28 protein-coding genes are annotated in these 25,708 nt (G+C 70.8%); 22 read left to right on the top strand and 6 right to left on the bottom strand.

Annotation, left to right across the window (positions count from 1 at the left end):
* Positions 1-177 precede the first annotated feature (177 nt).
* Entirely contained in the window at positions 178-3,717 is a 3,540-nt protein-coding gene (dnaE, locus tag ACWD3I_RS33710) for a DNA polymerase III subunit alpha (protein ID WP_365396096.1), read from the top strand.
* 80 nt (positions 3,718-3,797) lie between these two features.
* Here the strand turns inward: dnaE and ACWD3I_RS33715 are convergent, their stop codons facing one another.
* Positions 3,798-3,962 (bottom strand): hypothetical protein, encoded by a 165-nt coding sequence (locus tag ACWD3I_RS33715; protein ID WP_266893661.1) that lies wholly within the window; start codon positions 3,960-3,962, stop codon positions 3,798-3,800.
* Between the two features lie 224 nt (positions 3,963-4,186).
* Between ACWD3I_RS33715 and ACWD3I_RS33720 the strand changes: the two genes are divergently transcribed.
* The 4 genes from ACWD3I_RS33720 to ACWD3I_RS33735 all read left to right on the top strand — a co-directional run bounded on the left by ACWD3I_RS33720 (position 4,187) and on the right by ACWD3I_RS33735 (position 8,114).
* The gene (locus ACWD3I_RS33720; RefSeq protein WP_365396093.1) at positions 4,187-5,398 is read left to right on the top strand and encodes an NYN domain-containing protein; all 1,212 of its coding nucleotides are present in this window, start codon (positions 4,187-4,189) and stop codon (positions 5,396-5,398) included.
* A gap of 107 nt (positions 5,399-5,505) precedes the next feature.
* Entirely contained in the window at positions 5,506-6,480 is a 975-nt protein-coding gene (locus ACWD3I_RS33725) for an ABC transporter ATP-binding protein (protein WP_266830124.1), read from the top strand.
* Between the two features lie 106 nt (positions 6,481-6,586).
* The gene (locus tag ACWD3I_RS33730; protein WP_365396090.1) at positions 6,587-7,408 is read left to right on the top strand and encodes an ABC transporter permease; all 822 of its coding nucleotides are present in this window, start codon (positions 6,587-6,589) and stop codon (positions 7,406-7,408) included.
* A 34-nt stretch (positions 7,409-7,442) separates the two neighbouring features.
* Positions 7,443-8,114 (top strand): AAA family ATPase, encoded by a 672-nt coding sequence (locus ACWD3I_RS33735; protein ID WP_365396087.1) that lies wholly within the window; start codon positions 7,443-7,445, stop codon positions 8,112-8,114.
* 258 nt (positions 8,115-8,372) lie between these two features.
* Here the strand turns inward: ACWD3I_RS33735 and ybaK are convergent, their stop codons facing one another.
* The 4 genes from ybaK to ACWD3I_RS33755 all read right to left on the bottom strand — a co-directional run bounded on the left by ybaK (position 8,373) and on the right by ACWD3I_RS33755 (position 12,368).
* Complete coding sequence (gene ybaK / locus ACWD3I_RS33740) at positions 8,373-8,873, bottom strand: Cys-tRNA(Pro) deacylase (protein ID WP_365396084.1); 501 nt, start codon at positions 8,871-8,873, stop codon at positions 8,373-8,375.
* Positions 8,874-8,886: 13 nt separating this feature from the next.
* Positions 8,887-9,627, bottom strand: a complete 741-nt coding sequence (locus ACWD3I_RS33745; protein WP_365396081.1) for an LON peptidase substrate-binding domain-containing protein — start codon at positions 9,625-9,627, stop codon at positions 8,887-8,889.
* An 11-nt stretch (positions 9,628-9,638) separates the two neighbouring features.
* A complete protein-coding gene (locus tag ACWD3I_RS33750; RefSeq protein WP_365396078.1) occupies positions 9,639-10,664 on the bottom strand; it encodes a hypothetical protein in 1,026 nt (341 codons plus the stop codon).
* Between the two features lie 126 nt (positions 10,665-10,790).
* Positions 10,791-12,368, bottom strand: coding sequence for an oxidoreductase (locus ACWD3I_RS33755; protein WP_365396075.1), 1,578 nt, complete (start codon positions 12,366-12,368; stop codon positions 10,791-10,793).
* A gap of 169 nt (positions 12,369-12,537) precedes the next feature.
* Between ACWD3I_RS33755 and hisD the strand changes: the two genes are divergently transcribed.
* The 10 genes from hisD to ACWD3I_RS33805 all read left to right on the top strand — a co-directional run bounded on the left by hisD (position 12,538) and on the right by ACWD3I_RS33805 (position 20,234).
* A complete protein-coding gene (gene hisD / locus ACWD3I_RS33760) occupies positions 12,538-13,863 on the top strand; it encodes a histidinol dehydrogenase (protein WP_365396072.1) in 1,326 nt (441 codons plus the stop codon).
* Complete coding sequence (locus ACWD3I_RS33765; protein WP_365396069.1) at positions 13,860-14,966, top strand: histidinol-phosphate transaminase; 1,107 nt, start codon at positions 13,860-13,862, stop codon at positions 14,964-14,966. Before hisD ends, ACWD3I_RS33765 begins: the two co-directional genes overlap by 4 nt.
* Positions 14,963-15,556 (top strand): imidazoleglycerol-phosphate dehydratase HisB, encoded by a 594-nt coding sequence (gene hisB, locus ACWD3I_RS33770; protein WP_020137489.1) that lies wholly within the window; start codon positions 14,963-14,965, stop codon positions 15,554-15,556. The genes ACWD3I_RS33765 and hisB overlap by 4 nt, the downstream gene beginning before the upstream one ends.
* Entirely contained in the window at positions 15,553-15,717 is a 165-nt protein-coding gene (locus ACWD3I_RS33775; RefSeq protein ID WP_046261881.1) for a hypothetical protein, read from the top strand. Before hisB ends, ACWD3I_RS33775 begins: the two co-directional genes overlap by 4 nt.
* Positions 15,708-16,358, top strand: coding sequence for an imidazole glycerol phosphate synthase subunit HisH (gene hisH / locus ACWD3I_RS33780; protein ID WP_365396065.1), 651 nt, complete (start codon positions 15,708-15,710; stop codon positions 16,356-16,358). Before ACWD3I_RS33775 ends, hisH begins: the two co-directional genes overlap by 10 nt.
* The gene (gene priA / locus ACWD3I_RS33785; protein WP_365396062.1) at positions 16,358-17,095 is read left to right on the top strand and encodes a bifunctional 1-(5-phosphoribosyl)-5-((5-phosphoribosylamino)methylideneamino)imidazole-4-carboxamide isomerase/phosphoribosylanthranilate isomerase PriA; all 738 of its coding nucleotides are present in this window, start codon (positions 16,358-16,360) and stop codon (positions 17,093-17,095) included. Before hisH ends, priA begins: the two co-directional genes overlap by 1 nt.
* Positions 17,092-17,502 (top strand): RidA family protein, encoded by a 411-nt coding sequence (locus ACWD3I_RS33790; protein WP_365396059.1) that lies wholly within the window; start codon positions 17,092-17,094, stop codon positions 17,500-17,502. Before priA ends, ACWD3I_RS33790 begins: the two co-directional genes overlap by 4 nt.
* A complete protein-coding gene (gene hisF, locus ACWD3I_RS33795) occupies positions 17,499-18,254 on the top strand; it encodes an imidazole glycerol phosphate synthase subunit HisF (RefSeq protein WP_361488394.1) in 756 nt (251 codons plus the stop codon). The genes ACWD3I_RS33790 and hisF overlap by 4 nt, the downstream gene beginning before the upstream one ends.
* A 124-nt stretch (positions 18,255-18,378) precedes the next feature.
* A complete protein-coding gene (locus ACWD3I_RS33800; RefSeq protein WP_365396057.1) occupies positions 18,379-18,969 on the top strand; it encodes an ArsR/SmtB family transcription factor in 591 nt (196 codons plus the stop codon).
* Positions 18,970-18,983: 14 nt separating this feature from the next.
* The gene (locus ACWD3I_RS33805) at positions 18,984-20,234 is read left to right on the top strand and encodes an MFS transporter (RefSeq protein WP_365396054.1); all 1,251 of its coding nucleotides are present in this window, start codon (positions 18,984-18,986) and stop codon (positions 20,232-20,234) included.
* A gap of 3 nt (positions 20,235-20,237) precedes the next feature.
* Here the strand turns inward: ACWD3I_RS33805 and ACWD3I_RS33810 are convergent, their stop codons facing one another.
* Complete coding sequence (locus tag ACWD3I_RS33810) at positions 20,238-20,873, bottom strand: TIGR03085 family metal-binding protein (protein ID WP_365396051.1); 636 nt, start codon at positions 20,871-20,873, stop codon at positions 20,238-20,240.
* Between the two features lie 83 nt (positions 20,874-20,956).
* Here ACWD3I_RS33810 and hisI point away from each other — a divergent pair, with 83 nt between their 5' ends.
* The 7 genes from hisI (at position 20,957) to trpM (ending at position 25,661) form a co-directional block, all read left to right on the top strand.
* Entirely contained in the window at positions 20,957-21,349 is a 393-nt protein-coding gene (hisI, locus tag ACWD3I_RS33815; RefSeq protein ID WP_365396048.1) for a phosphoribosyl-AMP cyclohydrolase, read from the top strand.
* 11 nt (positions 21,350-21,360) lie between these two features.
* Positions 21,361-22,839, top strand: coding sequence for an anthranilate synthase component I (locus ACWD3I_RS33820; RefSeq protein WP_365396045.1), 1,479 nt, complete (start codon positions 21,361-21,363; stop codon positions 22,837-22,839).
* 52 nt (positions 22,840-22,891) lie between these two features.
* A complete protein-coding gene (locus ACWD3I_RS33825) occupies positions 22,892-23,533 on the top strand; it encodes a TIGR02234 family membrane protein (protein WP_365396042.1) in 642 nt (213 codons plus the stop codon).
* Positions 23,534-23,715: 182 nt separating this feature from the next.
* Positions 23,716-23,952: an HGxxPAAW family protein gene (locus tag ACWD3I_RS33830; protein WP_046261892.1), complete on the top strand. Its 237-nt coding sequence runs from the start codon at positions 23,716-23,718 to the stop codon at positions 23,950-23,952.
* Between the two features lie 83 nt (positions 23,953-24,035).
* Positions 24,036-24,476, top strand: a complete 441-nt coding sequence (locus ACWD3I_RS33835; protein WP_365396038.1) for a DUF2752 domain-containing protein — start codon at positions 24,036-24,038, stop codon at positions 24,474-24,476.
* A 138-nt stretch (positions 24,477-24,614) separates the two neighbouring features.
* Positions 24,615-25,424: an indole-3-glycerol phosphate synthase TrpC gene (gene trpC / locus ACWD3I_RS33840; RefSeq protein ID WP_266828420.1), complete on the top strand. Its 810-nt coding sequence runs from the start codon at positions 24,615-24,617 to the stop codon at positions 25,422-25,424.
* Between the two features lie 21 nt (positions 25,425-25,445).
* Complete coding sequence (gene trpM, locus ACWD3I_RS33845) at positions 25,446-25,661, top strand: tryptophan biosynthesis modulator TrpM (protein WP_365396035.1); 216 nt, start codon at positions 25,446-25,448, stop codon at positions 25,659-25,661.
* Positions 25,662-25,708: the final 47 nt, after the last annotated feature.

A 25,708-nucleotide genomic window follows, 5' to 3' on the forward strand; every position in this document is an offset into this window, starting at 1 on the left:
TACGACAGCGTTTCTGTCGTCTCAACGGGCGGGGCCGGACGAAAGTGCCCGCGAAACCCTCGCTGTGAAGGTACGCGGGGCAGCCCTCGGAGTGTCAGTGCCGAGGCATAGACTTCGACGCTGTCCCCCGAACTGTCCGTCCGCCTGTCGCCGACCGTTTTCCATGGAGGCCGAACCGTGTCAAAGCCGCCGTTCACGCACCTGCACGTCCACACCCAGTACTCGCTGCTGGACGGTGCCGCGCGGCTCAAGGACATGTTCGACGCGTGCAACGAGATGGGCATGACCCATATCGCCATGTCCGACCACGGCAACCTCCACGGGGCGTACGACTTCTTCCACACCGCGAAGAAGGCCGGGGTGACCCCGATCATCGGGATCGAGGCCTATGTCGCCCCCGAGTCCCGGCGTAACAAGCGCAAGATCCAGTGGGGCCAGCCGCACCAGAAGCGGGACGACGTCTCCGGTTCGGGCGGTTACACCCACAAGACGATCTGGGCGGCCAACTCGACCGGTCTGCACAACCTCTTCAAGCTGTCCTCGGACGCGTACGCCGAGGGCTGGCTGCAGAAGTGGCCCCGGATGGACAAGGAGACCATCTCCCAGTGGTCCGAGGGTCTCATCGCCTCCACCGGCTGCCCCTCCGGCGAGCTCCAGACCCGCCTGCGCCTGGGCCAGTTCGACGAGGCGCTGAAGGCGGCCTCCGAGTACCAGGACATCTTCGGCAAGGACCGCTACTTCCTGGAGCTGATGGACCACGGCATCGAGATCGAGCGCCGGGTCCGCGACGGACTCCTGGAGATCGGCAAGAAGCTCGGCATCCCGCCGCTGGTGACCAACGACTCGCACTACACGTACGCGCACGAGGCGACCGCGCACGACGCCCTGCTGTGCATCCAGACCGGCAAGAACCTCTCCGACCCGGACCGCTTCCGTTTCGACGGCACCGGCTACTACCTGAAGTCCACGGACGAGATGTACGCCGTCGACTCCTCGGACGCCTGGCAGCAGGGCTGTGCCAACACCCTCCTGGTCGCCGAGCAGATCGACACCTCCGGCATGTTCGAGGCGAAGAACCTCATGCCGAAGTTCGACATCCCCGAGGGCTTCACCGAGGTCACCTGGTTCAAGGAGGAGGTCCGCCTCGGCATGGAGCGCCGTTTCCCGGGCGGCGTCCCCGAGGACCGGCAGAAGCAGGTCGAGTACGAGATGGACGTCATCATCCAGATGGGGTTCCCGGGCTACTTCCTCGTCGTCGCCGACTTCATCATGTGGGCCAAGAAGAACGGCATCGCGGTCGGCCCCGGCCGAGGCTCCGCGGCCGGCTCGATCGTCGCCTACGCCATGGGCATCACCGACCTCGACCCGATCCCGCACGGCCTGATCTTCGAGCGGTTCCTCAACCCCGAGCGCGTCTCCATGCCCGACGTCGACATCGACTTCGACGAGCGCAGGCGCGTCGAGGTGATCAGGTATGTGACCGAGAAGTACGGCGCCGACAAGGTCGCCATGATCGGCACCTACGGCAAGATCAAGGCCAAGAACGCCATCAAGGACTCCGCGCGCGTGCTGGGCTACCCGTACGCCATGGGCGACCGCCTCACCAAGGCCATGCCCGCCGACGTCCTCGGCAAGGGCATCGACCTCAACGGCATCACCGACCCCTCGCACCCGCGCTACAGCGAGGCCGGCGAGATCCGGGCGATGTACGAGAACGAACCGGACGTGAAGAAGGTCATCGACACCGCCAAGGGCGTCGAGGGCCTGGTCCGGCAGATGGGTGTGCACGCCGCCGGCGTGATCATGTCCAGCGAGCCCATCGTCGACCACGCCCCGATCTGGGTGCGGCACACGGACGGTGTGACCATCACGCAGTGGGACTACCCGCAGTGCGAGTCGCTCGGCCTGCTGAAGATGGACTTCCTCGGCCTGCGCAACCTGACGATCATGGACGACGCCGTCAAGATGGTGAAGTCCAACAAGGGCATCGACCTCGACCTGCTGGCCCTGCCGCTCGACGACCCCAAGACCTTCGAACTGCTCCAGCGCGGTGAGACCCTCGGCGTCTTCCAGTTCGACGGCGGCCCCATGCGCTCGCTGCTGCGTCTGATGAAGCCCGACAACTTCGAGGACATCTCCGCCGTCTCGGCGCTCTACCGTCCGGGCCCGATGGGCATGGACTCGCACACCAACTACGCGCTGCGCAAGAACAAGCTCCAGGAGATCACCCCGATCCACAAGGAGCTCGAGGAGCCCCTCGAAGAGGTCCTCGCGGTCACCTACGGCCTGATCGTCTACCAGGAGCAGGTGCAGAAGGCCGCCCAGATCATCGCCGGGTACTCGCTCGGCGAGGCCGACATCCTGCGCCGCGTGATGGGCAAGAAGAAGCCCGACGAACTGGCGAAGAACTTCGTCCTCTTCCAGGAGGGCGCCAAGAAGAAGGGCTTCAGCGACGAGGCGATCAAGGCCCTGTGGGACGTCCTGGTCCCCTTCGCCGGCTACGCCTTCAACAAGGCGCACTCGGCCGCGTACGGCCTCGTCTCGTACTGGACCGCCTACCTCAAGGCCAACCACCCCGCCGAGTACATGGCCGGACTGCTCACCTCCGTCAAGGACGACAAGGACAAGTCCGCCGTCTACCTCAACGAGTGCCGGCGCATGGGCATCAAGGTGCTCCCTCCGAACGTGAACGAGTCGGTGCACAACTTCGCCGCCCAGGGCGACGACGTGATCCTCTTCGGCCTCGAAGCGGTGCGCAACGTCGGTACGAACGTGGTCGAGTCGATCATCAGGAGCCGCAAGGCCAAGGGGAAGTACGCCTCCTTCCCCGACTACCTCGACAAGGTCGAGGCGGTCGCCTGCAACAAGCGCACCACGGAGTCGCTGATCAAGGCGGGCGCCTTCGACACCATGGGGCACACCCGCAAGGGCCTCACCGCGCACTTCGAGCCGATGATCGACAACGTCGTGCAGGTCAAGCGCAAGGAGGCCGAGGGCCAGTTCGACCTCTTCGGCGGGATGGGCGAGGAGGAGACCAGCGAGCCCGGCTTCGGACTCGACGTGGAGTTCACCACCGACGAGTGGGACAAGGCCTACCTGCTCGCCCAGGAGCGGGAGATGCTCGGCCTGTACGTCTCCGACCACCCGCTCTTCGGCCTGGAGCACGTGCTGTCCGACAAGGCCGACGCGGGCATCGCCCAGCTCACCGGAGGTGAGCACGCGGACGGCGCGGTCGTCACCATCGGCGGCATCATCTCGGGCCTCCAGCGCAAGATGACCAAGCAGGGCAACGCCTGGGCGATCGCCACCGTCGAGGACCTCGCCGGCTCCATCGAGTGCATGTTCTTCCCGGCGACCTACCAGCTCGTCTCGACCCAACTCGTCGAGGACGCCGTGGTGTTCGTCAAGGGCCGCCTCGACAAGCGCGAGGACGTGCCCCGGCTGGTGGCGATGGAACTCCAGGTCCCCGACCTGTCCAACGCGGGCACCAACGCGCCCGTGATCCTCACCATCCCGGCCACCAGGGTCACTCCGCCGATGATCAGCCGCCTCGGTGAGATCCTCACCCACCACAAGGGCGAGAGCGAGGTCCGGATCAGACTCCAGGGCCCGACGAAGACCACGGTCCTGCGCCTCGACCGGCACCGGGTGAAGCCGGACCCGGCGCTCTTCGGCGACTTGAAGGTGCTGCTCGGCCCGTCCTGCCTGGCGGGATAGGGCATGTCGAGAGGGCGTACCCCGTGCACGGGGTACGCCCTCTCTGTGTGCCTGGGTCTCAACGACCCGTTATGAAGATGTCAGTTGTGACCGAAGCGCTTCTGCTTGCCCTTGCGGGCCATGTCACCCGGAGTCACCTGGGTCATGCGCTGCTCGGCCTGCGCCTCCATCGAGGACTGCTGGGCCTCCTGCTGACCACGCTCGGACTGCGGCTGCTTGCGGTCACGGTTCTTGTTCTTGGCCATGGTGATCTGCCTCCTGAGGGGGATCTAGGGGCCAGGGCCGGGACCAGATTCACATACGCTGACAAAGAACGCATTTCGGATAATTACCGTCCGTGACAGGGCTTGTCGCCCCGCGATGTTCCGAAACGCCACGCCGAAGATCGAGTTCCGGCCGTTAACCTCCGCGCGGTCGGGCAGACTCGAAGGAAGTCCGAAGTAAACCGCCTCGGAAGAGGGTGAGTCGCGTGGACCGATGCATCGTCCTGGTGGACGCCGGGTATCTGCTGGGCGCCGCCGCCTCCCTCCTTGCCGGGGAACCCTCGCGATCCCGGATCACCGTCGATCACACCGCCCTCATCCACGGCCTGCGCGAACGCGCCGAGTCGGACACCGAACGCCCCCTGCTGCGCATCTACTGGTTCGACGGCGCTCCCGACCGCGTCCCCCAGCCCGAGCACCGCAGGCTGCGTGTGATGCCCCGGGTCACCGTCCGGCTGGGCGCCCTGACCCGCAGCGACGGACGCTGGGCGCAGAAGGGCGTCGACGCGGCCATGCACGCCGAGCTCACCGAGCTGGCCCGCAACCGCGCCTGCTCCGACATCGTCCTCGTCACCGGCGACGGCGATCTGCTGCCGGGCATGATGGCCGCCAAGGAGCACGGCGTCGCCGTACACCTGTGGGCCGTCCAGGCCGCCGACGGGGACTACAACCAGTCCGAGGACCTCGTCGCCGAGGCCGACGAGCGGCGCGTCCTGGACCGCACGTGGATCACCAAGGCCGTACGCGCCAAGGAGCTCGGCGGGATCTGCGCGCCGCCGCCCGCGCCGCGTCCCGAGATCGCCGCGATCCTGTCCGCGCCGCTGCCCGACTCCGCACTCGCCGCGGCGGCCGAACGGTCCGCCGACGAGAGCGACCACGCCCCCGCCGCCTCGGAGAACGGCACCCAGGAGCGGGTGCCCGCGCCCAAGGGAGTGCCCACCCCCAAGGACCTGGCCGCCCTGCGCGGTCCCGGCGCCCAGCCGCAGCAGCCCGCGAACGCGACCCTGCGCTGGTCCTCCGACAAGGGCTGGGTCGACCGCCCCGGCGGCGCCGCCGAGCCGGCCGAGGTCGCCTCCATGCCCACCCTCGCCCAGCTGACCAGCGCTGAGCAGCGATGGGCGGACCGCGAGGAGGACATCACCACCGTCGGCGGCGATCCGTTCGAGGTGGGGCAGGTCTTCGCGCGGCGCTGGATGGAGCGGCTGGGCGACCAGGGCCATCTGCAGAAGCTCTCGGGCATGTATCCGCGCGTCCCGCACCGGATCGACGGTGAGCTGCTGCGGTACGCCGCCCGGTTCGGACTGCTCGCCCACAAGGACGACCAGATCGACGAGCACGACCGCTACGCCATCCGTGCCGGGTTCTGGCGCGAGATCGACGTACGGACCGCCGCCGAGCACGCTCCCGCGGGGGAGTGAAACGGCACATACGCCGCCCCCAAGGGCGAGCGGAGCTTCCCGACCCCGTACTCTCGTCCCTTGTGAGTACGCGCGCGGCACAGGCACTTCGGCACGGTGACGATGTCGTGTGCGCGGTGCGCGGGCTGACCAAGACCTATCCGGCGGTACGCGGCCGGCGCGGGGTTCCCGCGACCCCCGAGGTACGTGCCACCGACGATGTGCGGCTCGACATCCGGCGCGGCGAGATCTTCGGACTCCTCGGACCGAACGGCGCCGGCAAGTCCACCCTCGTACGGCAGCTCACCGGGCTGATGCGGCCCGACCGGGGCAGCGTCGAGATCCTCGGCCACGACATCGTGCGGCACCCGGAGCGGGCCGCGCGGATCCTCGCCTATCTCGGCCAGGAGTCCACCGCCCTGGACGAACTGACCGTCTCGCTCGCCGCCGAGACCACCGGGCGACTGCGCGGACTCGAGGCGCGGGCGGCGCGGGCCGAGCGGGACGCCGTACTCGACGAACTGGGGCTCACACCGCTCGCCGGACGGGCCATCAACAAACTCTCCGGTGGCCAGCGGCGGCTGGCGTGTCTCGCCGCCGCGCTGGTCGGGGAGCGGCCGCTGCTGGTGCTCGACGAGCCGACCACCGCGATGGACCCCGTCGCGCGACGGGCCGTCTGGTCCGCCGTGGACCGGCGGCGGGCCGAGCGCGGGACGACCGTACTGCTCGTCACCCACAACGTCATCGAGGCCGAGACCGTCCTCGACCGGGTCGCCGTCCTCGACCAGGGCAAGGTGATCGCCTGCGACACCCCCGTCGGGCTCAAGGAGCAGGTCGCCGGGGAGGTCCGGGTCGACCTCGTGTGGCGCGAGGCCGCTCCGCTGCACGTCCCCGAGGTCGCCGCGCTCCAGGACCGGGCCGTCGCCTCCGGGCGCCGCTGGACGCTGCGGCTCGCGCCCGAGGAGGCGCGGGCGGTCGTCGCGACGGTGACCGGGGGAGCGGCGTTCGCCGCCCTCGACGACTTCACCCTGGCCACGCCGAGCCTGGAGGACGTCTATCTGGCGCTCGGCGGGGCGGCGCAGCAGGGGCTGGTGAAGGCATGAGCGCGATGCGGGACCTTGAGCCGGGCTTGAGTGCGCGGGCCGTAGCATCCGTACGGAACAGGACGAACGCCGGAGTGAACCCGTCTGTGAGAGGGAGCAGCGCCACGTGAGTGTCGTACCCGCCGAGGTTCTGCCGGGCAGCGCCCGGGCCGTCGAGGAGACGGCCCGCGGCGCGGCCGAGCTCGGGCCGCGTGCGCGGCTGTGGCCGTCGCTCGTGGCCGTGTACCGGGCGCAGCTGTCCCGTGCGCGGGTGGCGCGCATCCCGCTGCTGTTCGTGGCGACCTTCCAGTCGGTCGGGATCATGGTCCTGATGCGCGGGGTCGTGGACGGCGGGGCAGAGGCGCAGGCCGTGGTCGCGGGGTCGTCGGTGCTCGTCGTGGCCTTCGTCGCGCTGAACCTGCTCGCGCAGTACTTCGGACAGCTGAGGGCCAGCGGTGGGCTCGACCACTACGCCACGCTGCCGGTGCCGCCGGCCGCCGTGGTGCTCGGGGCCGCGGGGGCGTACGCCTCCTTCACCGTGCCGGGGACCGTGGTGACCGCGGTGTTCGGGTGTGTGCTGTTCGGGCTGCCGCTGGCGCATCTGTGGGTGCTCGTCGCCGTGATCCCGCTGGCGGGTGCGGCCCTCGCGGGGCTGGGGGCGGCCTTCGGGCTGCTCGCGCCGCGGCCGGAACTGGCCACGGTGCTCGGGCAGTTGGGGATGTCCGCGGCGCTGCTGCTCGGGGTGCTGCCGGCCGACCGGATGCCGGAGGCGGTGCGGTTCCTGCGGGATCTGCTGCCGTCGACATACGGCGTGGAGGCGTTCGCGCGGACGTTCGGACCGGATCCCGACTGGGCGTTCGTGCTCGGTGACCTCGCCGTGTGCGGGGTCGTGGGCGTCGTGTCGCTGGCCGTCGCCACCTGGGCGTACCGTCGGGCGGCCGTCCGGTGACGCGCCGCACAGGCGGGCCTGGCACGATGTCAGGGTGACCGCACCGTTGACTCCGCCCCCGCCGCCGCACGAACAGCCCCCGCACGCCGCGTGGCAGTCGCCTGCCGCCGGGTACATGGCTCCCGCGCCCCATGAGGCCGCGTACGACGGTCCCGGAATGACGACCGAAGTGATCGAGGCCGTCGTCGTCGCTGTCGCCATGGCGGTCGGCGGGGTGCTGCTCGGGGTGTTGTGGTGGTGGCTGGCTCCGCATGTGCCGCTGGTCGGGGACGTCGTCGACAAGAGCTGGGTCGTCTACCTCGGGGACACCGAGGGGGAGCAGGCCATCGGGGTCGACGGAACGTTCACTCTGCTGGGGTTGGCGTTCGGCCTCGTGAGTGCGCTCGTGGTGTTCCTGGTGCGGCGGCGCGGTGGTGTGCCGCTGGTCGTGGCGCTGGGTGTCGGGGGGCTCCTCGGGTCGCTGCTGGCCTGGCGGGTCGGCATCTGGCTGGGGCCCGCGCAGGATGTGATCGCCCATGCGAAGTCCGTGGGCAAGGGGGGCACGTTCTCGGCGCCGTTGAAGCTGGAGGCGAAGGGGGCGTGGCTGGCGTGGCCGCTCGGGGCGCTGGTGGTGCATCTGGGGCTCACGGCGCTGTTCGGGCCGCGGGATCCTGAGCCGTATCCGCAGCAGGGGCCGTACGGGCCTCATGGGGCGCCGTCGGTGTAGGGCTTCGGAGGGCGGTGGTCGCGGCGAGGGCTTCTTCGCCCCCGCCGCCCCCACCCGTCCCGTCCCTGGGGGCTGCGCCCCCAGACCCCCCGCTGTCGGCGGGCCTTGTCCTCAAACGCCGGACGGGCTGAGATGCCTGGTTCTATGCCGGTCGCCTGCCGTGGTTTGCTCGGCCCTTTTTCGTGCGCCACTTCCGCTTGCGCGTTTTCTTCGACATGTCCCTCGTGCTTAGCCGAGGAACTCGGCCGCGTCGAGGGGTCAGGCACGGCCGATGGGGGCCAGGGTCGCTTCGGTCAGTTCGGAGAGGGACTCGGGGGTGAGCTCGACCTCCAGGCCTCTGCGGCCCGCCGAGACGCAGATCGTGGGGTGGGCCGAGGCCGAGGCGTCCAGGACCGTCGGGAGCTTCTTGCGCTGGCCCAGCGGGGAGATGCCGCCCCGGACGTAGCCCGTGGTGCGTTCGGCCAGGGCCGGGTCGGCCATGGCGGCGCGCTTGCCACCGACCGCCGTGGCCAGCGCCTTCAGGTCCAGCTGGCCGGCGACCGGGACCACCGCCACCGTCAGGGCACCGTCGACGTCGGCCACCAGCGTCTTGAAGACGCGCTCCGGGGAGACGCCCATCGCCTCGGCCGCCTCCTCGCCGTAGGAGGGGTGGTTCGGGTCGTGGTCGTAGGCGTGGACCGTGTACTCCACGCCCGCCGCCGTCAGCGCCACCGTCGCGGGCGTGCCGCCCGACTGCTGCTTCTTCGACTTCTTCGCCATTCAGGGCCCCGGCTCAGTTCAGGCTCGTCGGACCGCGCGTCAGGTCCGACGCCGGCAACGACGGCAGGTTACGGATGATGGACGTCTCCGAGCGAAGGAGTTTCAGCTCGTCGCGCAGGCGGGACGCCGAGTCGGGAGCCTGGAGCAGGCGCTGCCTGGTCGGGGTGTCCAGCATCATCGCCGCGGCCACCAGGTAGGACACCACCGAGGGTTCGTCCGGCAGCTCCGAACCCGTCGTGAGCGAGCGCTCGCGGGCGCCCGCCAGACGCTTCTGGTACTGGCGGAAGGCCCTGAGGACGCCTTCCGCCAGCGCGCCCGCCCCCTCGCCCGGCTCCTCCGGGAGCTCTTCCAGCTCCGCCGTCAGGAACGGGCCCGAGGCGTCCACCGACAGCAGGCGCACACGCTTGGTGCCCGTCGCCAGCACCTCGAACGTGCCGTCCTCCCGCTCCCGGATCGTCGCCGCGTCGGCCACGCACCCGGTGCCGTGGAACGCCTTGATCGGGTCCGCGCCGAAGCCCGCCGCGGGCCCGCGTTCGGGCAGGGCCGTCGGGTCGGGCATACCGGGGGAGCTCACGGCGACCTCGAGGCCGTCGCGGATCGCCACGACGGCGAAGCGGCGCGATTCGTCCTCGGGGGTTTTGAGCAGTTCGCGCATCATGGCGCGATAGCGCTCCTCGAAGACGTTCAGCGGCAGCACCAGCCCCGGGAACAGAACCGAGTTCAGAGGGAAGAGGGGAAGACGGACGGTGGTCACGGCGCAGAAGCCTAATGGTCGCCGGAGTGTGCACGTTCCGTGTGCCCACTCCGTGGATGTCCGGAGGCCGCGTGCAGGCGGACCTCTTCGCGCAGTTCCAGGAACCGGCCCAGCGGGTCGTCGGAGAGTTGGTCCCAGGGGAACGACGTGGCGTACGGGCCGATGAGCCTCACCTGTTCGAGCGCGTCCGTCCAGCGGCCCAGGCGGGACAGGACGTAGGCCAGTTTGTTCCGCATCTCCGCCGGCCACGGGTCGGCCGCCGGGAAACGGGCCGACAGCGCGATCGCCCGGTCCGCCGCCGCGTCGAGCCGCTCGTGCGGTACGTCGGGTCCGCAACCGTCGGTCAGATAGGCGAGGGCGGCACGTGTCGGCAGCGCCTGGACGAGGGAGTCGGCGGGGGCGTCCTGTGCGGCCGTCTCCGCGAAGTCGAAGCACTCGTGGTGGGAGCCGTGCCAGCTGTCGGCGAGGTAGCGCATGGCGGCCGCATGGCAGCCGTAGTGGTGCGGGGCGCGGCGGATCGCCGCCTCCCACAACTCCTCGAAGTACTTGTGCCCGGCGTTCGAGCCGTGTGCGTGGTCCAGCGCTATCCGCCACGGCACCGGATCGCGGTCGTCGCCGCGCGCGGCGGCCGTGATCAGCGGGCTCACCTCGCGCAGCAGCTCCGCCCTGGCCGGCGACTGCCAGGCGCGGGCCACCGCGAGCTGGGCGCCGACCAGCAGCATGTCCGGGTCGTGCGGGGCGGCCTTACGCCAGTCCTCGAACCACTCGGCACGCGACTGCGCGAAGGACGCCAGACGTACGGCGTACCGGTCGCGGTTCTCCCACGCGGCGCTCTCGCGGGTCGCGGCGAGCAGCTGGGACGCGGTCCGCCAGGTGCCCTGCCCGGCGGCCACGAGGGCGGGGCCCAGGCGGTCGTCCGGCGCGTCGAGGAGCACCTCGTCGTCGGCCGGGAGCTCGACGGCGGGATGCTGGAGGGGGGTCCTGGTCGTCCTTGAGGAGCGGACGAAAGGAGGCAGCAGAGCCATGGTGTCGACCATTGAAAAGCCGCTGGTCGGGGATGCGCCAGAGGTTTCGGGCAAAGTGCGGAAAGTTGTACGGCGGTAGGTCAAGAATCGGTAAAGAGTTTACTGTTCAACAACTGTTTCATCGCTGTGCCCGGCGGCCTAGCTCCGCCGCAGCAACCGTGTCGCCCCGGCCGCTACCGTCGTCGCCAGGATCCAGCCCAGCAGGATCATCACCGCGGCCAGCCACTGCCAGCCGCCCCTGAGTTGCCAGAACCCGACCTGGCCCAGGTCGATGACCGGCAGGAGCAGGTCGAGGGCGAACAGGGCCGGGTTCCAGTACGGCGCCTCGCCGCTCTTGATCGGCGGATGGTTCGCGTGCGCGAACGCCAGCGAGGCCGCCGCCCACAGCACCGCCATCCACACCAGGGCCCGCCCGGGCCGGTACCCGTAGGCGACCGTCCAGTCCTGCGCGTATCCCCACAGCTTGGCGGCCGGTGGCAGCGTCTCGCGGCGGCGGCGCTGCTTGGCGAGCAGCACCTCGCGCGCGTCCTCGTCCTCGCCGCCGGACCGCAGCACGGTCGCCAGCCGCTCGTACGGCTCCGGGTTGTACTCGGCGGTCGCCGCGGTCACCCACTCCAGCCGCTCGGCCAGCGGGAACGGCCCCCGCGGCACCAGGTTCTCGTAGCTGAAGCCGCCCATGTGCAGCCGCCCAGGACCCGGCCAGCTGTCCGTGCGGTCCATCAGGTTCACCACACGCGCCCCCGACAGCACGACCGTGCCGCGCGCCGGCCGTTCCCCGAGGAAGCGCAGCTCGGGCGTCTGGATGCGGCGCAGCGACACCTCCTGGTCGTCGGTGAGCGTGAACCGCGCCCGCTCGAAGTCGAGGGCGTCCCCGAACCGCCCGTCGTCCAGGCGCAGTCCGCCCTCGCACGTGAACCGCTGGATACGCGTCCCGCGCGCCGGAGTCGCCCCGCTCAGCAGCGGGCTGCCGATGCCCGCCGGGGTCAGGTACATCGAGCGCTCGACGGTCAGCTGCGGCGCGTTCAGTGCGAGCCGTGTGTACGGGTTGGCCAGCTTCGCGCCGCGCAGGCTCAGCGAGACGCCGATCTTGGCGCTGCGCAGGCTCAGCTCGCCGTGCGACTCGAGGAGCTCGGCCTGGAGATCCTGCCCGACGGTCATGCCGTCGGCGGCGATCGAGCGGCCGCTGCGGTCCCGGTAGACGATCGCCTGGTTGAGCAGCAGGTCGGTGCCGATGTGGGCGTCGGTCAGCCGTACGCCGTTGTGGAAGCGGCAGCGCGGGAGGTGCAGGTCGCCCTCCGTGTGGATGCGGGCCGCCTCCAGGCGCGGCACCGAGCAGTCCACCATCCGCATGGTCGTGAAGCGGGCCTCCGGCATCAGGACGTCCCGCTCGAAACGGCAGCCCCGCATCTCCACGTACGGCACCACGATGCCTCCGGCCAGCTCCAGCGTGCCGCTGATCTGCACCCCGCTGAGCTTCAGGGAGGACACCCGGCCCGCGAGCGCGGGCGGTCCGTCGAGGAGCAGCCAGCACACGATCCGGGCCCGCACGGTCCGCTCGGGTCCCCATGGATGCCCGCCGTGGGGATCGTCGACGACCGAGTCGCCGCTGCTCAGGTCGTACACGCTGCCATTGCGGAAGGCCTGCCACATCCCGGCCTCGGCGGCGGTCAGATCGTCCGGCAGGTCCCCGTCCCGGATGCCGGCCCCGTCGGTCACGGCTCTTCCGTCCCTCTCACTCGCTCACTCGTTTCGCACAACTGTTCATGCCGGTCATGCCCGCTCGGTGACGCCCTGAACGCTAGACGTGAGGGGGATCTTCCAGGTTGCGTATCAGCCACTGGAATGCCCGAACGACGCCGAACCGCGGTCTGAGAGAATTGACCCCGTGATCTCCCGAATCGATCTGCGCGGCGACGCCCTCCCCGAGGGTCCCGCCCTGCGCGACCTGCTGCCCCGAGCCGACTTCGACGTTCAGGCCGCCCTCGAGAAGGTGCGTCCGATCTGCGAGGCCGTGCATCATCGGGGCGACGCGGCGCTGATCGACTTCGCCGAGAAGTTCGACGGAGTGCGGCTGGAATCCGTACGGGTCCCGGCCCAGGCCATCAGTGACGCGCTGGAATCCCTCGACCCGGCCGTGCGCGCGGCCCTCGAGGAGTCCATCCGCCGCGCCCGCCTCGTCCACCGCGAGCAGCGTCGCAGCACCCACACGACCCAGGTCGCGCCCGGCGGTTCCGTCACCGAGAAGTGGGTGCCGGTCGACCGGGTCGGGTTGTACGCGCCCGGCGGGCGGGCCGTCTACCCGTCCTCCGTGATCATGAACGTCGTCCCGGCCCAGGAGGCCGGCGTCGAGTCCCTCGCCCTCGCCTCCCCGGCACAGGCGGAGTTCGGCGGCCTGCCGCACCCGACGATCCTCGCCGCGTGCGCGCTGCTCGGCGTCGACGAGGTGTACGCCGCCGGTGGCGCGACCGCCGTCGCGATGTTCGCGTACGGCACCGAGTCCTGCGCGCCCACCACCATGGTCACCGGCCCCGGCAACATCTGGGTCGCCGCCGCCAAGCGCTACTTCACCGGCAAGATCGGTATCGACGCCGAGGCAGGCCCGACCGAGATCGCGGTCCTCGCGGACGACACGGCCGACCCGGTGCACGTCGCCGCCGACCTGATCAGCCAGGCCGAACACGACCCGCTCGCGGCGGCCGTGCTGGTCACCGACTCCGTGGAGCTCGCGGACGCGGTCGAGAAGGAGCTGGAGCCGCAGGTCGCGGCCAGCAAGCACATCGAGGAGCGGATCGTTCCCGCCCTTGAGGGCCGGCAGTCCGCGATCGTCCTCGTCGACGGCATCGACGAGGGGCTGCGGGTCGTCAACGCGTACGGCGCCGAGCACCTGGAGATCCAGACGGCCGACGCGGCCGTGGTGGCCGATCGGGTCCGCAACGCCGGTGCGATCTTCATCGGGCCTTGGGCGCCGGTCTCCCTCGGCGACTACGCCGCCGGGTCCAACCACGTCCTGCCCACCGGCGGCTGCGCCTGCCACTCCTCCGGGCTGTCGGTGCAGTCCTTCCTCCGCGGCATCCACATCGTCGACTACACCAAGGACGCGCTGGCCGACGTGGCGCATCACGTGGTGACGCTGGCGGAGGCGGAGGACCTGCCGGCCCACGGGGCGGCGATCAAGGCTCGGTTCGGTTGGAAGGTTCCTGAAGGCAAGTGACTGGCATCGACGATCTCCCCGTACGGGACGAACTGCGCGGCAAGTCCCCCTATGGCGCGCCCCAGTTGGACGTCCCGGTACGGCTGAACACCAACGAGAACCCCTACCCCCTGCCCGAGCCGCTGGTCGAGCGCATCGCCGAGCGGGTGCGCGAGGCGGCCCGGAACCTCAACCGCTACCCGGACCGGGACGCCGTAGAACTGCGCACGCAGCTCGCCAGGTACCTGACGGACACGTCCGGTCACGAGGTGGGCCTGGCCAACGTGTGGGCCGCCAACGGCTCCAACGAGGTCATCCAGCAGCTGCTGCAGACCTTCGGCGGACCGGGCCGAACGGCGATCGGCTTCGAGCCGTCGTACTCGATGCACGGGCTGATCTCGCGCGGCACCGGCACCGGCTGGATCTCCGGTCCGCGCAACGAGGACTTCACGATCGACCTCGCCGCCGCCGAGAAGGCGATCGCCGAGAACCGGCCGGACGTCGTCTTCATCACCACGCCCAACAACCCCACCGGCACCGCGGTCCCGGCCGAGACGGTCCTCGCCCTGTACGAGGCCGCGCAGGCTGCCAAGCCGTCGCTGGTCGTGGTGGACGAGGCGTACATCGAGTTCAGCCACGGCGCCTCGCTGCTGCCGCTCATCGAAGGTCGGCCGAATCTCGTCGTCTCCCGGACGATGTCGAAGGCCTTCGGCGCGGCCGGCCTGCGCCTCGGCTACCTCGCCGCACACCCTGCGGTCGTCGACGCCGTACAGCTCGTACGACTGCCCTACCACCTGTCGGCGATCACCCAGGCGACCGCCCTGGCCGCCCTGGAACACACCGACACGCTGCTGAAGTACGTCGAGCAGCTGAAGTCGGAGCGGGACCGGCTGGTCACCGAGCTGCTGGCGATCGGGTACGAGGTCACGGCGTCGGACGCCAACTTCGTGCAGTTCGGGCGGTTCGACGACTCCCACACCGGGTGGCAGAAGATCCTCGACCGGGGTGTCCTGGTCCGGGACAACGGAGTACCGGGCTGGCTGCGGGTCACCGCCGGAACCCCCGAAGAGAACGACGCGTTCCTCGACGCGGTCCGTGAACTGAAGAAGGAGCAGAGCGCATGAGCCGCGTAGGCCGCGTAGAACGGGTGACGAAGGAGACCTCGGTCCTCGTCGAGATCGATCTCGACGGGTCCGGCAAGGTCGACGTGTCGACGGGTGTCGGTTTCTACGACCACATGCTCGACCAGCTCGGCCGCCACGGTCTGTTCGACCTGACCGTGAAGACCGAGGGCGATCTGCACATCGACTCGCACCACACCATCGAGGACACCGCCCTCGCCCTCGGCGCCGCCTTCAAGCAGGCGCTCGGCGACAAGGTCGGCATCTACCGCTTCGGCAACTGCACGGTCCCGCTGGACGAGTCCCTCGCCCAGGTCACCGTCGACCTGTCCGGCCGCCCCTACCTCGTGCACACCGAGCCCGAGAAGATGGCGCCGATGATCGGCGAGTACGACACCACGATGACCCGGCACATCCTGGAGTCCTTCGTCGCCCAGGCCCAGATCGCGCTGCACGTGCACGTGCCGTACGGTCGCAACGCGCACCACATCGTGGAGTGCCAGTTCAAGGCGCTGGCCCGGGCCCTGCGCTACGCCTCCGAGCGCGACCCGCGCGCGGCCGGCATCCTCCCGTCCACGAAGGGCGCGCTGTGAACGGGCTGTCGACCGTCCTGATCGTCGTCGGCCTCTTCCTGGCCGGCGGGATCTACTCCTTCGTCAAGCAGGGGATGCCGAAGCAGCTCATCGTGCTGCTCTCCATCGGCGCCGCGATGTGCCTCGTCGCGGGCGTCATGAGGCTGGAGGTGTGGAATTGAGCGCGTCCGCCAAGAAGGTAGTCGTCTTCGACTACGGCTTCGGCAACGTCCGTTCCGCCGAACGGGCCCTCGCACGCACCGGGGCCCAGGTCGAGATAACGCGTGACTACGACAAGGCCATGAACGCCGACGGCCTGCTGGTGCCCGGTGTCGGCGCCTTCGCCAGCTGCATGAAGGGCCTCAAGGAGGCGCGCGGCGACTGGATCATCGACCGCAGGCTCTCCGGCGGGCGCCCGGTCATGGGCATCTGCGTCGGCATGCAGATCCTCTTCGCGCGCGGCATCGAGCACGGTGTGGAGACCGAGGGCGTCGACGAGTGGCCCGGCTCGGTCGAGCCGTTGCAGGCCGACATCGTGCCCCACATGGGCTGGAACACCGTGGACGCGCCGGCCGGCTCCCAGCTGTTCGCCGGCCTGGAGGCGGACGCCCGCTTCTACTTCGTGCACTCCTACGCCGTCCACGACTGGACCCTGGAGACCTCGAACCCGGCGATGCGGGCACCGCTCGTGACCTGGTCCACGCACGGCAAGCCCTTCGTGGCCGCCGTGGAGAACGGCGCCCTGTGGGCCACGCAGTTCCACCCCGAGAAGTCCGGCGACGCCGGTGCGCAGCTGCTGAACAACTGGATCGGAACCCTCTGATGCCCTCGAACCCCTCACGGCTCGAACTCCTGCCCGCCGTGGACGTCCGTGACGGCCAGGCCGTCCGCCTCGTGCACGGCGAGTCCGGCACGGAGACCTCGTACGGCTCCCCGCTGGAAGCCGCCCTCGCCTGGCAGCGGGCGGGCGCCGAGTGGCTGCACCTCGTCGACCTGGACGCCGCGTTCGGCACCGGCGACAACCGGGACCTGGTCCGCCAGGTCACCGAGGCGATGGACATCAAGGTGGAGCTGTCCGGCGGCATCCGCGACGACGCCTCCCTCGCGGCGGCCCTCGCCACCGGCTGCACCCGAGTGAACCTCGGCACCGCCGCGCTGGAGACCCCCGAGTGGGTCGCCAGGATCATCGCCGAGCACGGCGACCGGATCGCGGTCGGCCTGGACGTACGCGGTACGACCCTCAAGGGCCGCGGCTGGACCCGCGACGGCGGCGACCTCTACGAGACGCTGGAGCGCCTCGACAAGGAGGGCTGCGCGCGGTACGTCGTCACGGACATCGCGAAGGACGGCACGCTCCAGGGCCCGAACCTGGAACTGCTCCGCAACGTCTGCGCGGCCACGGACCGGCCGGTCGTCGCCTCCGGCGGCGTCTCGTCGCTGGACGACCTGCGGGCCATCGCCGAGCTGGTACCCCTCGGTGTCGAGGGCTCCATCGTCGGCAAGGCCCTGTACGCGAAGGCGTTCACGCTGGAAGAGGCCCTGGAGGCGGTGGCCGAGTGAGCGATCTGCGACGCGTCTCGACCGGCGCGCCCTGGGAGGAGGCCTTCGGGTACTCCCGCGCGGTGGAGCTGCCCAACGGCCTGGTGCTGGTCTCCGGCTGCACGTCGATCGTGGACGGCCAGATCGCCGGGGGCGGTCCGTTCGAGCAGACGGTCAACTCCTTCAACGTCGCGTTCGCGGCGCTGGAGCAGCTGGGACTCGGCCCGGCGGACGTCGTGCGTACGCGCATGTACCTCACCCACGGCCGGGACGTGGACGAGGTCGGACGCGCTCACAAGGAGCTGTTCGACGCCGTCCGGCCCGCCGCATCCATGATCATCGTCTCCGGCTTCGTGGACCCCAGCCTGGTCGTCGAGGTCGAGGTGGAGGCATTCCGCCCCGGCGGAGAACCCGGAGTGTCCGCATGACCCTCGCCGTACGAGTCATCCCCTGCCTGGACGTGGACAACGGCCGGGTCGTCAAGGGCGTCAACTTCCAGAACCTGCGCGACGCGGGCGACCCCGTCGAGATGGCCAAGGTGTACGACGCCGAGGGCGCCGACGAGCTGACGTTCCTGGACATCACCGCCTCGTCGGGCAACCGCGAGACCACGTACGACGTGGTGCGCCGCACCGCCGAGCAGGTCTTCATCCCGCTGACCGTCGGCGGCGGTGTGCGCACCGCCGAGGACGTGGACAAGCTGCTGCGGGCGGGCGCGGACAAGGTGGGCGTGAACACGGCCGCCATCGCGCGCCCCGAGCTGATCAAGGAGATCGCGGAGCGGTTCGGGCGCCAGGTCCTGGTGCTGTCGGTGGACGCGCGGCGCACACCCGAGGGCGCCTTCGAGGTCACCACCCACGGCGGTCGCAAGGGCACCGGCATCGACGCCGTCGAGTGGGCGCACCGGGCCGCCGAGCTGGGCGCGGGCGAGATCCTGCTCAACTCGATGGACGCGGACGGCACGAAGGACGGCTACGACCTGGAGATGATCGCCGCCGTCCGCAAGCACGTGACGGTTCCGGTGATCGCCTCCGGCGGTGCGGGCAAGCTCGCCGACTTCGCTCCGGCCATCGAGGCGGGGGCGGACGCGGTGCTGGCGGCGTCGGTCTTCCACTTCGGGGATCTGCGGATCGGCGAGGTGAAGGACGCGTTGCGGGGGGCCGGACACCCCGTGCGGTGATCTGTGTGAGGCGTTGAGGTAAGCCCCGGGCACCTGGTGGTCGGGGCTTACTTGCGGACAGATACGAAAGAGAAGTTGCGCAAAATTCATTGCGCAACTTTTCTTTCGTATCTACGGTGGAGGCATGACAGGCAAGGAACGGGACCGGCGGATCACGGACGTGGGCACCCTCAAGGCGCTCGCGCACCCGTTGCGGATGAGGCTGTACCGGAATCTGACCCTGGCCCGTGTCGCCACCGCCTCGCAGCTGGCCGAGGCGGTCGACGAGGCCGTCTCGCTGGTCAGCTACCACTTGCGCAAGCTCGCCGAGCACGGCCTGATCGAAGAGGCCCGGCCGCAGAGCGCGGACGGCCGGGAGCGGTGGTGGCAGCCCGCCTCGGACGGCGTGAGCATCCGCGACGAGGACTTCCGCGACGCCCCCGAGGGGGCGGCCGCGCACACCGCGGCCAGCAGGCTCTTCGCCGAGCAGCGCATGGACATGTACCGCCGCTGGCTCGACGAACGCGCCCACTGGAGCCACGAGTGGAACCGGACGGCCGAGTCCTCCGAAGCCGCACTCCGCCTCACCGCGGACGAACTGGCCGAGCTGAACAAGGAGATGCTCGCGCTGCTTCACAAGTACGACGAGCAGGGCCGGGCCGCCGACGCCGCCGGCGACACCGAGGGCCGCGAGAACGTCGCGGTGCACACGTACGCGTTCCCGTTCCGCGCCTGAGAGGACCCGGTTCCGTGCCCGCCACGCTCATATCCGCGCCCGACGTCACCCCCCGGCCCGCCCACCGCGACGGCAACGTCCTGCGCTGGCTCGCCGCCTACACCTCCTCGATGGTCGGCGACAGCGTCTACTACATCGCCCTGTCCTGGGCCGCCGTACAGGCCGGAAGCCCCTCGCAGGCCGGCCTCGTGATGGCGGCCAGTGCGCTGCCGCGGGCGGTCCTGATGCTGGGCGGGGGAGTGATCGCCGACCGGCTCGGGCCGCGCAGGGTCGTCATCGGGAGCGACGTGGTGCGCTGCGCGGCCGTGCTGGCGGTGGCGGTGCTGCTGTTCCTCACCAGCCCGGGCCTGTGGCCGCTGGCCGTGCTCGCCCTGGTCTTCGGCGCCGTCGACGCGGTGTTCGTGCCGGCCGTGGGCGCCCTCCCCGCGCGCGTGACGTCACGCGACCAGCTCGCGCGCGTGCAGGGCATGCGGGGCCTGGGCATCCGCTTCGCGAGCGTCGTCGGCGGACCGCTCGGCGGGTTCGGTGTGGCGTTCGGCGGCTCGGCGGCGGCGTTCGGCCTCGCGGGGCTGCTGATCGCCGTGTCCGTGCCGCTGCTGGTCTCCGTACGCATCCGGGAGGTGCCCGCCGACGACAGGGCGCCCGGGGCCCAGGGCACCGCCTGGAGCGATCTGACGGCCGGCCTGCGCTACATCCGCGGCCACCGTGTCCTCGCCCCGCTGATGCTCGCCATCGCCCTGGGCGACCTCGGCTTCGTCGGCCCCCTCAACGTCGGGCTGACCCTCCTCGCCGACGAGCGCGGCTGGGGCGCCGCGGGGATGGGCTGGATGCTCGCCGGGTTCGGCGTCGGCGCGGGTGCAGCGTCCCTGCTGCTGACCGTCCGCGGGCGGCTGCCGCACGCGGGGCGGGTGGCGGCGTACACGATCATCGCGGGCTCGGTCGCGATCGGGGCCCTCGCCCAGGCGCCGAGCATCGCCGTCGCCGTCGGCACGGCCCTGCTGGTCGGGCTGCTCGCCGGGCTCAGCGGCGCGATGTGCGGGGCCCTGCTGCAGACACAGGCCGACCCCGCCTACCTGGGCCGGGTCACGGCCGTGGCCAGTCTGGTGAGCCTGGGCTTCGCCCCGCTGAGCATGCCGCTGTCCGCCGCGGCCATCGGGGCGTGGGGGACCGGCCCGGTGTTCGTCGTCAGCGCGGCGGTCTGCGGGCTCGGCGGGGTCGTGGCCCTGTGCGTCAGGGATCTGCGCCGCGCCGAGCTCCCGAAGTAGCGCCTAGATCCCCAGCTCCTTCGCCTCGTGCAGCTTGGCGATCGCGTCCTTGTCGCCGTCCAGCTCCACCTGCGCGGCGTCCTGCCGGCCGTAGAGGAACAGCAGGAGCTCCGAGGGCTCGCCGGTCACCGTCACGACCGGGGCACCGCGGTGGGCCACCGCCGTCTGGCCGTCCGGGCGGCGCAGGACGAGGCCCGTGGGAGCGCTGCGGCCCATCAGGCGGGCGGTGCGCTCCAGGCGCGTCCAGAGGGCGTCCTGGAACACCGGGTCGAGTTCGCGCGGGGTCCAGTCGGGCTGGGCGCGGCGGACGTCCTCGGTGTGGACGTAGAACTCGATCGTGTTGGACGCCTCGTCGAGCTGCTTGAGGTTGAAGGGCGAGAAGCGCGGCGGGCCGGTACGGATCAGCTGGATCAGTTCCTCGTACGGCTTGGCCGTGAACTCCTCCATGGCCTTGTCCAGACGGGAGGCGAGCTGCTTGATGAGCAGACCCCCGGCGGCGTCGGGGCGGCGCTCGCGCACCGTCACGTGCGCGGCAAGGTCCCGGGTCTGCCAGCCCTCGCACAGGGTCGGGGCCTCGGGACCGGCGGTCTCCAGAAGATCGGCGAGCAGAAGTCGTTCACGCTTGGCGAAAGTCGACATGCCGTCAGCCTACGACCGCACATCGGGTCCGCACAGTGGACACCACGCCAGCCTTGTCAGTGGCGCGCGGCACAATGGCACCCATGACCAGCACGCCCCAGCCCAGCAACCTCGACCCCGAGATCGCCGCCCGCCTCAAGCGCGCCGCCGACGGGCTCGTCCCCGCCATCGCCCAGCAGTACGACACCGGTGAGGTGCTGATGCTCGGCTGGATGGACGACGAGGCGCTGCACCGCACGCTGACCACCGGCCGCTGCACGTACTGGTCGCGCAGCCGCCAGGAGTACTGGGTCAAGGGCGACACCTCCGGCCACTTCCAGTGGGTCAAGTCGGTCGCGCTCGACTGCGACGCCGACACCGTGCTGGTCAAGGTCGACCAGGTCGGCGCCGCCTGCCACACCGGCGCGCGCACCTGCTTCGACGTCGACGTGCTGCTCAAGGACGCCGATTCCGGCGTGTCCGCCTCGGATCAGTAAGGTCAGCCGCCATGGACCTCGAGACCTTCCGCAAGCTCGCCACGGACCGGCGTGTCATCCCGGTCACGCGCAAGCTCCTCGCCGACGGCGACACCCCGGTCGCCCTCTACCGCAAGCTCGCCGCCGAGCGCCCCGGCACCTTCCTGCTGGAGTCCGCGGAGAACGGCCGCTCCTGGTCCCGCTACTCGTTCGTGGGCGTGCGCTCCGCCGCGACCCTCACATCGAGGGACGGCCAGGCCCACTGGCTCGGCGCCCCGCCCGTCGGCGTCCCCGTCGACGGGGACCCCCTCGCCGCCCTGCGCGCCACCATCGAGGCCCTGCACACCCCCCACCAGGAGGGCATGCCGCCCTTCACCGGCGGCATGGTCGGCTACCTCGGCTACGACATCGTGCGCCGCCTGGAGAAGATCGGCCCCGGCGAGCGCGACGACCTCCAGCTGCCCGAGCTGACCATGCTCCTGACCAGCGACCTCGCGGTGATGGACCACTGGGAGGGCTCGGTCCTGCTGATCGCCAACGCGATCAACCACAACGACCTCGACACGGGCGTCGACGAGGCCTACGCGGACGCGGTGGCCCGCCTGGACGCCATGCAGACGGACCTGTCCCGCGCGGTGGCCCAGCCGCCCGCCGTCCTCCCGCCCTCCGAGGTCCCCGAGTACACCGCGCTGTGGGGCGGCGCGGACTTCCGCGAGGCCGTCGAGGACATCAAGGAGCGCATCCGCGCGGGCGAGGCCTTCCAGGTCGTCCCCTCGCAGCGCTTCGAAACGCCGTGCACGGCAAGTGCGCTGGACGTGTACCGGGTCCTGAGGGCCACCAACCCCTCCCCGTACATGTACCTGTTCCGCTTCGACGGCTTCGACGTCGTCGGCTCGTCCCCCGAAGCCCTGGTGAAGGTCGAGGACGGGCGGGCCATGGTCCACCCCATCGCCGGTACCCGGTGGCGCGGGGCCACCCCGCAGGAGGACCAGGCCCTCGCCGACGAACTCCTCGCCGACCCCAAGGAGCGCGCCGAGCACCTGATGCTGGTCGACCTGGGCCGCAACGACCTGGGGCGCGTCTGCGAGCCGGGCTCGGTGGAGGTCGTGGACTTCATGTCCATCGAGCGGTACTCGCACGTGATGCACATCGTCTCGACGGTGACCGGCAAGGTCGCCCAGGGCCGGACCGCCTTCGACGTCCTGACGGCGTGCTTCCCGGCGGGCACCCTCTCCGGCGCCCCCAAGCCGCGCGCGATGCAGATCATCGACGAACTCGAACCGTCCCGGCGCGGGCTGTACGGCGGCTGCGTCGGCTACCTCGACTTCGCGGGCGACTCCGACACGGCCATCGCCATCCGCACGGCCCTCCTCCGCAACGGCACGGCCTACGTCCAGGCCGGCGCCGGCATCGTCGCCGACTCCGACCCGGTCGCCGAGGACCAGGAGTGCCGGAACAAGGCGGCCGCGGTGCTCCGCGCGGTGCACACGGCGAACCGACTCGGGCAATAGGGCGCTTCTCATACGAACCCCGGGTGACACTTCGCCCGGGGTTCGGGCGATAGTGGACTACGTGACTGCTGTTCCTCCCCCCCGTTCCGAAGCCGCCGGACCCGCCAGGGCCGGCCGGCTCAGCCTCGCCGTAGCACTACTCTCCGGCGCGCTCGGCGCGGCCGTGGCGCTGCTCGCGACCCGTCAGCAGTGGTCGGAGGGCACCGCGACCGTGGCCGGCGGCGACTTCCCGCTGACCGCCAAGGGCAGCGACGTCACGGGCGTGCCCGCGGCCCTCGCCATAGTGGGCCTCGCCGCGCTCGTCGCCGTCTTCGCCGTCCGCAAGGCCGGCCGTTTCGCGGTCGCCGCGCTGCTCGCGCTCTCCGGCGCCGGGATCGTCGCGGCGGCGCTGCTCGGTGTCAACGACGCGTCCGCGCTCGACGAGCAGGCCGCGAAGGCGTCCGGCGACGCGTCCGCGACCGTCGCCGCGCTGAGCCATACGGCCTGGCCGTATGTCGCCGTGGCCGGCGGGGCGTTGATCCTGCTGGCCGGGTTGCTCGCGCTGCGGTACGGGCGGCTGTGGCCCGCGATGTCCGGTCGGTACGAGCGGAACGGTGCGCCGCGTCCCGTCCGCAGGCCGAAGGCGGCCGACCCCGACCGGCCCGAGGAGATGTGGAAGGCCCTGGACCGAGGGGAAGACCCCACGGGGGCGTAGGCGCTCCGCGGAAGTGCCGCGTTCGGCCGTCAGGAGGCCGCGGCGCCGTCGTGGCTCGTCGCGCAGTTCCCCGCACCCCTTAGGTCGGTTGGACCACCCCCGATCACTTTGCACGCGTGCGTGCGGAACAATGGATCCTGAGCGTCCGGCTCAGACACGTTTACAGCAACGAGGAGCAAGTCATGGCGGGCAGCAGCCACGGTCACACCCCGGCCGCCTGGACCGGTGTCACTATCGCCTTCATCGGTTTCTGCGTCGCGGGCGCCTTCATGGTGCTGGCCGAGCCGCTGGGATTCTGGGCGGGCATGGTGATCGTGGTCGCCGGTGGCATCATCGGCTGGATCATGAGCGCCATGGGTCTGGGCATGCCGAAGGATGCGCACAAGGCGCTCGTGACCTCGGCACAGACCGAGAGCTGATCGCCGTACGGCAGTCACGTACGACTTCCTGAGGGGCGGCCCCGTGCCGCCCCTCACGCGTGTCCGGGCCCGGGCGAGGCACAATGCAAGGCGTGAACGCCGACAGTCACAGGGTGACGCCGTACACGGCGAGGGCGGGACGGCTGGCCGTGCCCGCGGGGATCCTCGCGGCCGTCGCGGGCGCTTTCGCGTACGTCGCCGCCGTGGACCCCAACGAGCCGGGCCACTACCCCGTCTGTCCGCTCCTGCGCCACACGGGCCTGTACTGCCCCGGCTGCGGGGGACTGCGCAGCGCGCACGCGTTCATCCACGGGGACTTCCTGACCGCACTCCAGGCCAACGCGCCCGCCGTGCTCGGCTATCTGGGCTTCGCCGTGCTGTGGACCGTCTGGGTGGTCCGTGCCGCGCGCGGGCGACCGCTGCGGCTCGATCTCGGGCCCGTGCACCTCTGGGCCGTCGGCGCATCGCTGCTGGTCTTCACGGTTGTCCGGAACCTGCCGTTCGGTGGCTGGCTGCACCCTTGATCAATTGGCGAACGTCCAGGTAGTGGGACCGGCGTCAACCGGATGCGAGGCCTACGCCTTCCTCCGGATACCATCGCAGTGACCACCTCTTTTCTCTGGTCGCTGGAACTGTCAACCGTCTGGAAGGGGGCCGCTCGCGTGAGTGTGCTCGACGAGATCATCGACGGAGTCCGTGCCGACCTCGCGGAGCGGCAGGCGCGCGTCAGCCTCGACGAGCTCAAGGAGCGCGCGGCGAAGGCTCCCGCGGCCAAGGACGGCGTGGCCGCACTGCGCGGCGACGGCGTCAAGGTCATCTGCGAGGTCAAGCGCTCCAGCCCCTCCAAGGGCGCGCTGGCCGCGATCGCCGACCCGGCCGGGCTGGCCGCGGACTACGAGGCGGGCGGCGCGGCCGTCATCTCCGTCCTCACCGAACAGCGCCGCTTCGGCGGCTCGCTGGCCGACCTGGAGGCCGTCCGCGCGCGCGTGGACATCCCGGTCCTGCGCAAGGACTTCATCGTCACGTCGTACCAGCTGTGGGAGGCCCGCGCGTACGGCGCCGACCTCGCCCTGCTGATCGTGGCGGCCCTCGACCAGCCCGCCCTGGAATCCCTCATCGAGCGCGCGGTGTCCATCGGACTCACCCCGATCGTCGAGGTCCACGACGAGGACGAGGTCGAGCGCGCGGTGGACGCCGGCGCCAAGGTCATCGGCGTCAACGCCCGCAACCTCAAGACCCTCGAGGTCGACCGCGGCACCTTCGAGCGCGTCGCCCCCGAGATCCCGGACCACATCGTCAAGATCGCCGAGTCCGGTGTCCGCGGCCCCCACGACCTCATCGCCTACGCCAACGCCGGTGCCGACGCGGTCCTGGTCGGCGAGTCCCTGGTCACCGGCAAGGACCCGAAGTCCGCGGTCTCCGACCTGGTCGCGGCGGGCGAGCACCCGGCCCTGCGGCACGGGCGTAGTTGATCTTTCGATAGGCTTGCCCCGATGACGCTCACCATGACACCCACGGACAGGTACGCCCGCCTCGCGCGCGGCTGCCGCCCCCGTGGCTGCCGCGCGCCCGCACGCAGGGTGCACGGCAGGCGTGTGCGCTACGTCATCGGGGACGAACCCGGGCAGGTGAACGGCATGCGATGGCAGCGCCCCGTCAGGGGCGCGGGGAACTGCGCGACCAGCCACAACGGTCCCGCAGTCAACTGACCATCCCTGCCCCCACGGCGATCAGTGCTGTTCACACACCACTCACC

It is taken from the genome of Streptomyces sp. NPDC002817 (assembly GCF_053592055.1).

What these genes read in the sequence shown, in the direction of transcription:
- ACWD3I_RS33800 (WP_365396057.1), top strand. Translation starts at nt 18,379, where the DNA reads ATGACAGGCAAGGAACGGGACCGGCGGATCACGGACGTGGGCACCCTC.
- hisF (WP_361488394.1), top strand. Translation starts at nt 17,499, where the DNA reads ATGACCCTCGCCGTACGAGTCATCCCCTGCCTGGACGTGGACAACGGC.
- priA (WP_365396062.1), top strand. Translation starts at nt 16,358, where the DNA reads ATGCCCTCGAACCCCTCACGGCTCGAACTCCTGCCCGCCGTGGACGTC.
- ACWD3I_RS33830 (WP_046261892.1), top strand. Translation starts at nt 23,716, where the DNA reads ATGGCGGGCAGCAGCCACGGTCACACCCCGGCCGCCTGGACCGGTGTC.
- ACWD3I_RS33715 (WP_266893661.1), bottom strand. Translation starts at nt 3,962, where the DNA reads ATGGCCAAGAACAAGAACCGTGACCGCAAGCAGCCGCAGTCCGAGCGT.
- ACWD3I_RS33820 (WP_365396045.1), top strand. Translation starts at nt 21,361, where the DNA reads ATGGACCTCGAGACCTTCCGCAAGCTCGCCACGGACCGGCGTGTCATC.
- ybaK (WP_365396084.1), bottom strand. Translation starts at nt 8,873, where the DNA reads ATGGCGAAGAAGTCGAAGAAGCAGCAGTCGGGCGGCACGCCCGCGACG.
- ACWD3I_RS33835 (WP_365396038.1), top strand. Translation starts at nt 24,036, where the DNA reads ATGCAAGGCGTGAACGCCGACAGTCACAGGGTGACGCCGTACACGGCG.
- ACWD3I_RS33810 (WP_365396051.1), bottom strand. Translation starts at nt 20,873, where the DNA reads ATGTCGACTTTCGCCAAGCGTGAACGACTTCTGCTCGCCGATCTTCTG.
- hisB (WP_020137489.1), top strand. Translation starts at nt 14,963, where the DNA reads ATGAGCCGCGTAGGCCGCGTAGAACGGGTGACGAAGGAGACCTCGGTC.
- hisI (WP_365396048.1), top strand. Translation starts at nt 20,957, where the DNA reads ATGACCAGCACGCCCCAGCCCAGCAACCTCGACCCCGAGATCGCCGCC.
- ACWD3I_RS33750 (WP_365396078.1), bottom strand. Translation starts at nt 10,664, where the DNA reads ATGGTCGACACCATGGCTCTGCTGCCTCCTTTCGTCCGCTCCTCAAGG.
- trpM (WP_365396035.1), top strand. Translation starts at nt 25,446, where the DNA reads ATGACGCTCACCATGACACCCACGGACAGGTACGCCCGCCTCGCGCGC.